This window comes from Tumidithrix helvetica PCC 7403 (assembly GCF_965232925.1).
GTDB lineage: Bacteria > Cyanobacteriota > Cyanobacteriia > Pseudanabaenales > Pseudanabaenaceae > Tumidithrix > Tumidithrix helvetica.
In genome coordinates this window covers 26,939-39,441 of sequence record NZ_CBDDRA010000023.1, presented here as the reverse complement: position 1 = coordinate 39,441, position 12,503 = coordinate 26,939, and the positions used below count along the sequence as shown (strand labels likewise).

Annotated in this window: 7 protein-coding genes; 2 read left to right on the top strand and 5 right to left on the bottom strand. The window is 46.5% G+C overall.

Annotated elements, in window-relative coordinates:
* Positions 1-113: 113 nt before the first annotated feature.
* The 3 genes from ACP2WE_RS19245 to ACP2WE_RS19235 all read right to left on the bottom strand — a co-directional run bounded on the left by ACP2WE_RS19245 (position 114) and on the right by ACP2WE_RS19235 (position 3,953).
* Entirely contained in the window at positions 114-362 is a 249-nt protein-coding gene (locus tag ACP2WE_RS19245) for a DUF4058 family protein (RefSeq protein ID WP_425217163.1), read from the bottom strand.
* Positions 363-708: 346 nt separating this feature from the next.
* On the bottom strand, positions 709-3,222 hold the full coding sequence (locus tag ACP2WE_RS19240) for a CHASE2 domain-containing protein (RefSeq protein ID WP_425217162.1): 2,514 nt from the start codon (positions 3,220-3,222) through the stop codon (positions 709-711).
* A 17-nt stretch (positions 3,223-3,239) separates the two neighbouring features.
* Positions 3,240-3,953 carry a DUF928 domain-containing protein gene (locus tag ACP2WE_RS19235; protein ID WP_425217161.1) on the bottom strand — a complete coding sequence of 238 codons (714 nt, stop codon included), beginning with the start codon at positions 3,951-3,953 and terminating at the stop codon, positions 3,240-3,242.
* 295 nt (positions 3,954-4,248) lie between these two features.
* Between ACP2WE_RS19235 and ACP2WE_RS19230 the strand changes: the two genes are divergently transcribed.
* A complete protein-coding gene (locus ACP2WE_RS19230) occupies positions 4,249-6,801 on the top strand; it encodes a CHAT domain-containing protein (RefSeq protein ID WP_425217160.1) in 2,553 nt (850 codons plus the stop codon).
* Positions 6,802-6,920: 119 nt separating this feature from the next.
* Positions 6,921-9,491, top strand: coding sequence for a two-partner secretion domain-containing protein (locus tag ACP2WE_RS19225; RefSeq protein ID WP_425217159.1), 2,571 nt, complete (start codon positions 6,921-6,923; stop codon positions 9,489-9,491).
* On the opposite strand, the gene ACP2WE_RS19220 is transcribed toward ACP2WE_RS19225, so the two are convergent.
* Both ACP2WE_RS19220 and ACP2WE_RS19215 read right to left on the bottom strand, forming a co-directional pair.
* Entirely contained in the window at positions 9,460-11,046 is a 1,587-nt protein-coding gene (locus ACP2WE_RS19220; RefSeq protein ID WP_425217158.1) for a ShlB/FhaC/HecB family hemolysin secretion/activation protein, read from the bottom strand. The two genes, ACP2WE_RS19225 and ACP2WE_RS19220, sit on opposite strands and share 32 nt — an antisense overlap.
* 102 nt (positions 11,047-11,148) lie before the next feature.
* Positions 11,149-12,462 (bottom strand): two-partner secretion domain-containing protein, encoded by a 1,314-nt coding sequence (locus tag ACP2WE_RS19215; protein WP_425217157.1) that lies wholly within the window; start codon positions 12,460-12,462, stop codon positions 11,149-11,151.
* Positions 12,463-12,503 lie beyond the last annotated feature (41 nt).

The following is a 12,503-nucleotide window of genomic DNA, read 5'->3' as shown; positions in this document are numbered from 1 at the left end:
ATAGCATTCTCTCGTGCGGGTCTGGATCTCATAGCAGTGGCTACAAAGCCTCACCCACAGAGTTTCTCAAGCCTTTTTCGATTAGCCAGTTTCCTATCCACCTGTGCTCTGGGTCAGTCAACCCAATCTGAGGATCGCGATCGTAGGCGATGATGACGATATACCGAAACATCGGGAATGCCCACTAAAAGCGTTTCGTTATCCCATACTTCGTATACTCTTTTTTCGATGGCTACGCGATAGGTGGGACGCAGTAATGACGCTAGATCGTCGGTCAATGCCACAATCAGACGATTATGGAACTCTGACCAGAGATCGGGATGATCTAAATAAGCATTCATTCCAGAGAAAGGTGAAGGCATCGCTTAGATACTCCTAAAAGCGGCTTTAGGCAATTGACCTGATGAAATTGTATGGTTTTTAGCTCAAGGTTCTCAAAATATGGCTCAAGCTCAACGAAATGCTGGTTTTAGTCTTAACACGCTCAAGACGTTATTTAGAATGAAATAGCCTTGGATGCAAGTATCTACTTGCTTGGACAAGATCTTTACAAAACACTTTAAGAAAAAACTCTGATTTAGCCAAATATTTTATTGGATAAGATGTCACTGCATCAATTGGCTGAACGGAGGTGAGTGAGCGATGTCGAACTGAGTTGAAGCCCAATTTATTCTAACCAAATAGGCGTTTGCTTAAATATTGGCCATATTAGTAATTCCATTTAATTTTTAGGTGATGCTCTAGCATAGAAATTAGATTTTGGAACTGTAAAGGTTTGTCGAGAAAATCATTGCATCCCACTTCGATACTTTTTTGGCGATCGCTTTCTAAGACACTTGCCGACCAAGCAATAATTGGAAGCGTTTTGAAATTAGGGTGCTGTCGCAGTTGAGCAACCATCTCAAACCCATCCATTTCAGGCATCCAAAGGTCTACTAAGATTAGATCGGGCTGCCTTGCTATGGCTTTGCTTAAACCTTCTTGACCGGTATTTGCCTCGACAACCTCAAAGCCGATGGGTTCTAAAAGTTGAGTGATGATGGAACGGTTATGCAATTTATCGTCGATCGCTAAAATTATCTGTTTTTTGCCCATATAGCCAGTAATCCTTTTTTCTTGAGGAAGGAGGAAACCTTCTGTCCCTTTAACAATAGGGATTTCTAGATCCACCCAAAATGTACTCCCTTTACCAAACGTACTCTTGACCTCGATCGCACTGCCCATCACCTTGACGATTTGCTGGCTGATCGTTAAGCCCAAACCCGTTCCTCCCATACGATGGGTTGGAACGCTTACCTGCTCAAAGGGCTGGAAAATTTTCTCCATCTGTTCTAGCGTCATGCCGATACCCGTATCTTGGCATTGAAAGCGGATCTTCATTGAAGATGCCATCTGACTTAGAACATCAACTTTCAAGGAGACTGAGCCGCGATCGGTAAATTTAAAGGCATTACCGACCAGATTGAGTAACACCTGTCGTAGCCGCCGTTCGTCTAATTTCACAACTTCTGGGAGGGAAGGATCGATCTGATAGATAAACTCAATTTGTTTTTCTTGCGATCGCATAAGACAAAACTCTTTGACACTATCCAAAAATGCAAGCAACTGCACATTTGTGGGTAGAAGTTCCATTTTGCGGGATTCGATTTTGGCAAGATCGAGCACGTCATTAATCAAGTCCAAGAGGTGATTGCCAGATTCCTTGATAATCCTGACGCTTTTACGATCGCGATCGTTTAATTTATTTGAGAATTCCAATAGTTGCACGTAGCCTAAAACACCATTCAGGGGGGTGCGTAGCTCGTGACTCATATTGGCAAGAAATTCGCTTTTAGCAAGATTCGCGGCATCGGCTAGCTGTCTAGCGGTATCTAATTCGCTCGTGCGTTCCGCTACTTTCGCCTCTAAGGAATTAGAGTACTCAGCCAACTGTAGATTGGCTTTCTCTAGATTTTGAATTGAGAGCGCTAGGGCAGCATTGGCTTCCTGTAATTGTGACACATAGACACAGGCAGTCATCATGAATACTGAGCCAGCCAGCGCCAGCAAGGGTGGGATAACGGGTATCCACCAAGCATTCAAAAAGAGAATGTAGGTGGTGCCGATCGCGATCGCGCTGCCGATCGCCAAAATCAAGATCGCTTTTAAAGAGAAAATGACGAGCGATCGCTTTGTTTGCACCCTCCAAACCATACCTGCACCCAGCAATGCCCAGCCCACAATCCACAGCATTTCTGCTGGTTCGCTCCAAGTCTTGAACAGAGGGCGGTTGTCCAAAACGGCACTAAGAATTTGACTGGCAAGATTTGCTTGGAACTCCACTCCCGAAAGTTGGATGGGTGAGGCGGAAAAGTTACTGCTGTAAGGCGTATAAAAAACGTCATTTAAACTAGGGGTTTGAGCGCCAATCAGAACGAGGCGATCGCGCATCAGATCGGCAGGAATGCGATTTTCTAAGACATCTTCCAATGAAATGCTGCGAAATTTGAGCGTCGAGCCGCGATAGTTTGCCAAAATTTGATAACCGCCCGCATCGGTGCGAACGTAGCCCCCATCGTTTGCTTCAAGGGGTGCAAAAACTGTGTTGCTGAGTTGCAGAAATCCATCCTTGGATGTTTTCGACGAGACACCCCGATCTTTGAGATAAGCCAAAGCCAATGCCAAGCCCATACTCGGCAGTTCTTCCTCACCATCAGGCATGGGGTAAAGTAAGCCGCGCCGCAGTTTCCCATCGGCATCAACAATCACGTCATTGGCAGCGACCTGTCCTTGTTGCTTTAAAACAGGTGGCGGTAAAATTTTAGGACTGTAGCGATCGCCGATGCTTTTTTCAATGCCAATCAGATTTGGGGTCGTCCTAAAAACTTCGGCAAGTTCGCTATAGCCAGAACCAACGGGTACATCTCTATACAGGTCTAAGCCGATCGCTTTCGGCTTTTGAGCGCGGATTTGACGTAGCAATCGCGCCAAGGTCGCATCCGATAGGGGCCATTTACCCAGATAACGAATATCCGACTCCTGGACGCCAACAATTAATATGCGCTCGTCCAATGCTTCGGCTGGGCGCAAACGCATGTATACATCAAAGGCTGTCCACTCGCTCGGTTGCAACCACCCCAACCAACGTACACCTAGGACGATCAATGAAACACTCGATACAGAGAGCGCTAGACCGCTCCACTTTTTTAGCTGCTGTGTCAGCGTTGCCCTAAAGAATTTCAATTGTTTAATGGCGATCGCTACATCGACTTGCTGGCAATGGTTTCGTTGAGCCCAACTTGATGGAGCAATGACTGGAGCAGTGCTTCTCCTTTAGCGAGATCGGGACTACTTGCTGGTGTATCCAACAAAGCAGTGAGGGCATCGTACCAGAGTCCACTACCTGCATAGTCAGCAGCTTTTTGAACGTTAGATGTCGCCCTCGCTAAGCATTCCTTGAGTTCTGTGCTAGGCGTAACGCGATCGATCCAGCCACGGGCATAAACCGATTGGGAAGGACGTTCGGGATTGCAAATCAAAGACACTGTCCAGCGATATTCTTTACCAACTTGTAGCTCTGCTGCTTCAGGAGGCAGGGTAAATTGCATAATTCCCGCCTGTTTAACAGGTAGCTCCTTAACGAAAATAGGCTGGGCTGCACCCGTTTCAGTCAGGGCAAATTGCAATGGCATCGAGGGGACTGCGGAGAGATACCAAGCAAAGGTGGGACGAGCGGCGATCGTGCGAGCGGTATGATCGTTAGGAATTAGCAACTGTAGGCTGACAGGCTGAGCGTTGGGGCATCCTCTTGCGCCACCTCCCTGAGTGCGCTGTGGACGAGAGCGACCCGCTGGAGGCACATATCCCTGCTCGGTATGTGCGAACAACATCGCTGGCTCACACAACCCGATCAGCAAAGCTCCAGCTAGACCCATTGAAGCGTGAAGATGTAATTTTTTTAGTATAGGAGTCATTACCCACCTCATAATTTTTAGATGTCTTAGCCCAAAACACATCCGATCGACGGTTACTTTGGATGTTTGTTGACTGATAAAACTGAATCACTAAGAACCTACAAAATTTTAGAATTTGAACTCAAAGATAAATTTTATGACTAAATTCTTAACAGAAAAATGATGGAAACCTAATAAAAACCATAAACTGTGTAGGTTACAATCCCAGTCTACAATATATTTATCTCGGATTGAACTCTAAAGCAATCAAATGTCCTGTGGCAATTAATTGTCTAATTTATTGTCAGAGTTTTCTATGAAGATCCCATTGAACTCAACGATCTACTTGCGACATCCAAACCGTGCCAAATTTCCTTCCAAGAATCATCCTAGCTCTCTATTTTGGTTGGGGCTTACGATTGCTTGGCTAAATGCTACGTTCAGTTGTCCAACCCTGCCAAGTACAAGAGCATGGGCAGAAACCGAAGGTACGAGTCAACAGGCGGAGTCTTTTTATCAGAAGGGACAGTTTCGCGAGGCGATCGCCCTGTGGTTGCAAATGCTGGAGCAGGTGACGAGTCCCCCAATCAAAGCAGCACTTCATAGCAATTTGGGGATTGCCTATCGTCAAGTCGGGCAGATGTCTGAGGCGATCGCGCAATGGCAGCAGGCGATTAAAATCTATCAAACCATTTATCAAACCTCTAACGACCCAAGCGATCTCACGAAACTCATCCAAGTAACGATCGATCGGGCACAGACCTATACAGCGATCGGTCAACATCGACAGGCAATCGACTTACTGCGATCGGTAGTACCGTTGTTAGCGCAATCGGCCAAGCGTCCAGAATATCAACAACTGGCGATCGCCACCCAGGGAGCCCTAGGGAATGCCTACTTTGCTGCGGGTGACTACGATCGAGCCCTAACCTTCTATCAGGAGGGGATGAACCTCGCGTCTGCACTTACAGAGAATTCCAAATCCTTAGCTTTGGGATGGCTAAATGTCGGTAATGCCTTAGCCAAACGGGCAGAACGTTACAATATCCAGATTAAATCTGCAAAAGATGAGGGAGAACGGATAGAGGTAGCACGCCTAAAAGAACTACGCGATCGCGATTTAGCAGAAGCCCGCAGTGCCTACGATCGCAGCCTCAATCAAAAGCTCCAACATCCCGATCCGCTATTTAGGGTAAAAGTTCTGCTCAATCTTGCCCACCTTCTTAGAGATTCTAAAAACGAACAATTTGCCAGCTATCAACAGGAAGCCGCAGCAATGCTTGCTGCAATCCCTCCTTCTCGCGACAAAGTCCAAGCCCTGATCGATCTGGCTTCTCTTTCTCCAACATTGAATCCTAAAATCCGCTCTACCCAAGAGATTGTTACCCTCGAGAACGCGATCGCTACTGCCCAAATCATTGGCGATCGGCGATCGGAATCCTTTGCCCTAGGTTCGCTAGGTCGAATTTACGAACTGCGCGGCGAGCTGGCGCAAGCACTGACTTTTACCGATCGCGCCCAATGGATCGCCCAACAAATTAATGCAGGAGATAGCCTCTATCGCTGGCAGTGGCAAGCAGGCAGGATTTATAAAGCGCAAGGGAAACATCAAGACGCGATCGTGGCTTATCGCCAAGCGATCGCATCCTTACAGAGCATTCGCAGCGATCTTATCGCCGCCGATCGCAGCTTTCAATTTGACGTGCGCGACGAAGTTGAGCCCGTCTATCGCGAGTTGATGGAGTTATTGTTGGCAGCACCCGAATCCCCTACTCGCAACCGCCAAATCGAAGAAGCCCTACAAGTTTCCGAACTATTGCGTTTATCGGAACTACAAAACTTTTTTGGCGATGAATGCTTAGAAATTCAGGCCGTGCGTCAAGTCGAGCAAATTTTTGGGCAACAAAAAGCCGCCTTTGTCTATTCCATTATTCTCGATCGCCAAACTTACATGGTTCTACGCTTACCCGATGGCAGGCTCAAGACCTTTCAGGTTGAGCGATCGCAGGAGCAGTTTGGCAAAAAGATCGAGTCCTTCCGTTTTGCCTTAGAAAATATCGCCACTGACGAATACCTCTTGCCTTCTCAAGAAATTTATAATTTACTAATCCGTCCGATGGAGGCAGATTTAGCGCGATCGCAGATCGATTTACTAGTATTTATTAATGATGGGGCTTTGCGAAGCATTCCGATGGCAGCCTTACATGACGGCAAGCAATTCTTAATTCAAAAATACCCCATTGTTTCTCTGTTAGGCACAAATCTTTCCAGCGCATCCACAGATTTGCCTCAGCTACGCCTGATTTCCTTTGGACTCAGCGAAGCGATTGCGCCCTTTACAGCCTTGCCAAGCGTGCCCCAAGAACTTCAAGAAATTAACAACTTAATCGGCGGCGAGAAGTTTCTAAATCGCGATTTTACCTTTGAAACCTTAGAGCGCAAAATCAAAGAGGGCTTTACGGTTGTCCATATTGCATCCCATGCTAAGTTTGGGACTACGCCAAACGCAACATTTGTCCAGGCATTCGATCGCCAAATTTCCCTAGAGCAATTGGAAACGCTATTACGTTCTAGTGCTAGTTCCATCGAACTATTGGTTTTAAGCGCCTGTCAGACCGCAGAGGGTGATAACCGCGCAACCTTAGGATTGGCAGGCATGGCACTGCGATCGGGTGTAAAAAGCGTGCTTGCACCGCTTTGGGCAGTGAATGATGAGGATGTAGTCCCTTTGATGGCAGATTTTTATCGTGAATTGCGCAAACCTGGCGTAACGAAAGCGGTGGCATTGCAACGCGCCCAAATCAAGAGCATTACCAGCTATAGCGGGCATCCTGCGATCTGGTCTCCATTTATCTTGGTAGGAAATTAGACTTGACTCTATAAAATAGAAGTCCTTGCCAAAATGTAAAGCTGCGTAAAGTTTAGATCGATGGGAGAATGTGGCACTATGATGGTGTAGGGGGGAAGACACGAACATCACAGGATGTCGTGAACAATGTAAGTATGATTTTTTTGCGAACCTATCACAGTAAATATCCAAATCTAGCCTTGCAAGCGATCGCAAATGGAGTGCTTGCCTTAGGTTTAAGTTTTGTAGGAAATTTACTATGCAAACCATCGATCGCTTCGGCGCAGCCCGTATCCGATAGCACAACTGGGACGCTGGTTACACCCAATCTCACGATTAATGGAATTCCTAGCGATCGCATTGATGGGGGAACTCAGAGAGTGAATAATCTCTTCCACAGCTTTAGCCGCTTTGATGTGGCAGGCGGACGGGGTGTTTATTTTAGCAATCCTGCCAATGTCGCAAATATTTTTGCCCGCGTGACGGGTGGCACGGCTTCTACGATCCTCGGGCGATTGGGTGTGTTAGGAAATGCCAATCTGTTTTTGCTCAATCCTCAGGGCATTCTCTTTGGACCTAACTCAAGTTTAGATTTGAATGGCTCTCTATTTGTGACTTCAGCCGATCGCATCCATTTTGCCGATGGGACAACCTTTAGTGCGGTCAACCCTGAGCCTTCATCTTTATTGACTTCCAGCATTCCAGTCGGTCTTGGTTTTGGCTCTAATCCTGGTCGAATTGTAGTCCAAGGCTTAGGAAATCAGCTTGTAACACAGTCTATTTATAGTCCAATTAATACAGCGACTTCTCCTGATGGATTAAAAGTTCAACCAGGAAAAACCATTGCCCTAATTGGTGGCGATATCCTTTTGGATCGTGGCATTTTAACCGCCCCTAATGGCAAAATTGAGCTAGGTAGCGTGCGAGGAGGAATCGTTGGCTTAAACCCAGACACGACACTTAACTACAGTAATATCATAAGTTTTGGCAACATCGAAACCAGATCTGCCGCAGGACTAAACGCCAGTGGATTGATTCAGTTGCAAGCAGAAAATATGTACTTGCGCGGTTCAGATATTTTATCTCAAAATTTTAGCAATCTGCCCGCAGGGAATATTATCCTTAATGCCACAGGCTCTATTGAAGCTGGAAATATTAGAAGTGAAATTTTTGGCTCAGGTGCAGGTAGCTCTATCTTGATTTCGGCGAAACATCTGGCGATCGCTAATGGTACAGGCATTGCTACGCGTTCCTATAGCAATGCCAACGGTGGAAATATCAGTTTCAACATATCAGATTCTTTTTCTATCGATGGTTTTAGTGCGAGTGCGCTTGGCAATAATATTGTTACGAGTACAGTGAATTCCTTATCCTTTGCGAATGGAAAGTCAGGGGATTTAAGTGTTTCCACAAAGCAATTTCAAATATTAAACGGGGGAATCTTCACGACGACCGCAGTAGGAACGGGTAATGGTGGGAATATTAACATTCAAGCTGATTCCATCAAACTTCAAGGGTTTGTCCCGACGCTCTTTATCCCCAGTGCAATTTCTGCTTCAACGCTCACACTGGGCAATGCTGGCAACGTAACCATCAACACGCGTTTATTGTCTGTTTTAGATGGTGGTAGACTCGATGCTTCCACTGCTGCTGTTGGTTCGGCTGGCAGTTTGACGGTCAATGCTTCCGAACAAATTTTAGTCAGCGGTACTGTACCGAATTCCCGCAATCCCAGTTTGATTATTTCTTCAGCAAATGCGCTCGATCCATCTTTACAGCAACTTATTGGTGTGACATTGCCTTTAGTCGGTAATTCTGGCGAGTTAACTATCAATACGCCCAAACTAGAAGTAACCAATGGTGCAAGGGTTTCTGTTAGCAATGATGGTATGGGTGTGGCTGGAAATTTAAGCGTGAATGCAAATACCATCTTAGTCAGCGATCGCGGTAGCATCACAGCAGCAACTGCTTTGGGTCGAGGAGGAAATATTAACTTACAGGTGCGCGATCTGCTTTTGTTGCGAGGCGGTCAAATTTTAGCCACTGCGGGGGGAACGGGAAATGGCGGCAACATTACAATCGATGCAGGGCTAATCGTGGGTGTAGAAGGAAGCCAAATTAATGCGAACGCATTTATGGGGACAGGTGGCAATATTTTTATTAGGGCACAAGGCTTGTTTTTTACGCCTGATAGTTCGATTACAGCCAGTTCTACATTAGGTATTAGTGGGATTGTATCTGTCTCGAACCTCGATCTAACTTCCAAAAATGCTTTTGTCTCGCCATCGCTCGAATTCGTCAAGGTCGATACCCTAGTCTCAAACAGTTGTTTGGCAAAGCGCAATGCCACCCAGGGCAGCTTTGTCGTAACGGGGGCAGGCGGATTGCCCGATAATCCTTACAATCGTTTTGTGGGGGGATATCCTGTGACACCGATTCAGCCAATTCCCGACTTGGCAAGTTCCCTTTCACCCTCCACAAATCCTAACTCTTTAAATCCTAATTCTTTAAGCCCTAGCTCCTTACCCCCTAACTCTTTAAAGAATCCACAGGATAACCGACAATGGCAACCAGGCGATCCGATTGTGGAGGTGCGAGGTTTAGCGAAGACAAGTAGCGGAGAAATTTTACCCGTGGTTTCCTATGCCGAGGCGATCGCGTTGCTATGTCCTCCAAATCCTAAAAACCCGTCACCTGCAACAAAAAATTAAGGCTTTGGGTTTGGGTTCCACTTCCGAGGTTGTTGACAGAAGTTAGCGGTGTTGCCCACTCTAACTTTACCCGCACATTGGGGTGAGGATTCCAATGTAGACCGATGCCCGCACTGGATAGCGTACTAGGAGGAATATCGCTATTGCGGCTACTCCAAACCCGACCAATATCGAAAAACGGAGCGATTTGTACTAAGCCTAGCGCGCGATCGCGTAACAAGGGTATGCGAAATTCGACCGTACCGAGCACTCCACTATCGCCAACACCCAGATTTTGGCGGTAGCCACGCACGGTTTCACTGCCACCAATGCCAAACTGTTCGAGCGGTAAAAGCGAATTGTCGGTGAGTTGCGTCCCCAATCGGACGATTGAGATAAAGTCCTTTCCTAGGGCTTGTACCCACTGAAACTGTCCTTGCCAGCTAAAAAATCTGCCATCTGTTCCCGAGTCATTCACCGTTGCGCCAAAAATGCCAAGCCCAAAATTAAACTGCGATCGCGCGTCCAACACTCGATTGGTCGTACGTTCTGACCAGGCTTGGCTAACGCGCAAAACACTCACCGCCGAACGTCCATTTTCAGGACCAACTGAAAAAGAGAAGGGAATATCATCGAGTAAAAATGTTTGGCTTTCCCTTAGGTCAAGCGTCAGACCTAAAGAAAGTTCGCTGTTGGGATCGCGAAACAGGAAATGGCGATAACCGATGGAAGCAGTTTGCGATCGGCTATTAATTCCGATCGATGAGAAAGGCGGTTCGATAATTCGACTCGAATCCCAGTCATAACGCAGTAACAAATCGGACTGATCAGTTATGGGTAATTCATAGCGCACGCCATATCTGCGCGTGCCTTCCGTACCTCCTAGATCGATTCTCAAAAGATCGCCAAAACCAGTGAGATTGCGGGTAGCCACAGTACCATATAGCCCCGTATCCCCCACGCTAGGAGACTCAATATTGGCAAGTGTCAGCGAGCCGATCCAAGGATTCGCTTCTGTCAGTTGCACGGTCAAAACATTGCGACCGACACTACTTCCTGCTTTTAGTTCAGCTTTTACAGAACTAAATAAGGGATTGATTTGTAAGAGTTGCAAACTTGATTCGAGGCTGCGGATATTAACTGGTCGCGATCCCACTTGCGTAAGACGCGATCGCGCGTAATCCTCCTGTAAACGGGACAAGCCTACAATATCAATACGTTCCAGTTCACCCTCTACGACTTGAACGCGAACGATCCCCTTCGTAAAATCTTGGTTTTGTACGGGTAGAAATGCTCCCGAAGTTAGATAGCCGTTGCGTGTATAGAGATCGGTAATGGCAGCACGAATTGCCAATAAGTCTTGTGTGGTGGATAACTTGCCTAAAAAAGAAGCAACTTCTTGCTGTAATTCCTGCTCGGAAAAGACCGTACTGCCCAGTATTTCAATCTTGCGAACAGTTACAGTCACTTCTTGGGCGATCGCAGGAGAGTTTGGAGGGATGTTCTGAGCGCTAACTGCGGTTGCGAAGCTTATTTGAGCGGCAAAGAACAAGAGCCATAACTTATCCAACTTCATAGATTTAAAAAAGCCTGTTACCCAAATACACGATTGGGACTGTAAATATTACTGAAACTGAGTAAATTCGTCACAGAATGCGAATTCTGCTCGATAGTTAACTTATGGCTGGCGACCTCGATCTGGCAGGCATCCCAACGCAGTTGCATCGGCATATGTTATGACAGGCACGATCTGCCCACTTGCGGTCTTGGTTACCCCCCGCATTTCGACTATCGGATCGCCTACCTGCCATTGCCAGCTAGATGAAGGCGATCGCTGGTCAGCGCCTGGTGTTAGCAAGGGCTTGACTTGGATATGCGGCAAGTCTTGGATTGATGTTACATGATACTCGCCCACAAATCGATTGTAAGGATTATAGGGTAAACCACCCGCTCCAGTAACGACAAAACTGCCTTGGGCAGCATTGCGCTTTGCCAAACAACTATTGGTAATAAGAATGTTATTTTCCCGATAATTACCTAATAATAATGCAAATTTAAGATAGTCTGCTAAATCCAAATATTCTGCTTCTCGAAATACAAGGATATTGCTAATCAGATTGGTAATGGTTGTGGCTCCGAATCCACCTTCAGCATTTGATGCACCAAAGAGCAACGCAAATTGACCGCTAAAAAAAAGACGTAAGCCACCCGCCCCTAGCCCATTCAAAAAAATCGAATTGTTGCTGCCTGCTGTACCAGGAGCTTGCAGAATAATACCCACTGAACTATTCCCATTACCTTGCTGGATTTTTCCGCTAGGTGCCGTCAACAAACCATTGCTAACTAAAAAATCACCGCCATTTTTGGGAACGATCGCTAGTGGAGCAGCAAATTGGCTTTCTAAGGCATTAGATTGAACGTTTCCAGCGTTATTACCAAAGCCCAAACCGATCGGGATGCTAGAAGTCAGTAAAGATGCAGGCTCAGGATTGACCGCACTAAAGGTCGTAGTATCTACAAAGTAGATGCGATCGGCTGATGTCAGCACAAGAGAGCCAGTAACATCCAAACTCGCATTCGGTGACAAAATAATACCTTTGGGGTTGAGCAGAAATAAATTTGCACTACCCAGAACTCCCAATCGACCGAGAATATTTGAATTTGTCCCCCCTGTCACCCGCGCGAATATACTGGTGATACCCGCAGGGTTGCTAAAATATACACCGCGATTATTGGCGACATCGAACCTCGTAAAACTTTGAAAAAGGTTGTTTCCGCGTTGCGTGCCCCCATCAATGCGATCGCTAGGAATTCCATTAATTATAAGGTTGGGGGTAACTTGCGTTCCAGTTGTGCCATCCGATACGGGCTGCGCGAAAGCACACAGGGGAAACGCAAAACTGCTAGCCAATCCACATGTAATTGCCCAAAGGCTGCGCTTGGACTTTTGTAGGCAAGATAATAAGCGATCGGTATTCAATGTTTCATTCATTTCGTCAAGCTTGAGCCAAGTTTTGGGAATGCTTGTAATAG

What these genes read in the sequence shown, in the direction of transcription:
- ACP2WE_RS19230 (WP_425217160.1), top strand. Translation starts at nt 4,249, where the DNA reads ATGAAGATCCCATTGAACTCAACGATCTACTTGCGACATCCAAACCGT.
- ACP2WE_RS19235 (WP_425217161.1), bottom strand. Translation starts at nt 3,953, where the DNA reads ATGACTCCTATACTAAAAAAATTACATCTTCACGCTTCAATGGGTCTA.
- ACP2WE_RS19220 (WP_425217158.1), bottom strand. Translation starts at nt 11,046, where the DNA reads ATGAAGTTGGATAAGTTATGGCTCTTGTTCTTTGCCGCTCAAATAAGC.
- ACP2WE_RS19215 (WP_425217157.1), bottom strand. Translation starts at nt 12,462, where the DNA reads ATGAATGAAACATTGAATACCGATCGCTTATTATCTTGCCTACAAAAG.
- ACP2WE_RS19245 (WP_425217163.1), bottom strand. Translation starts at nt 362, where the DNA reads ATGCCTTCACCTTTCTCTGGAATGAATGCTTATTTAGATCATCCCGAT.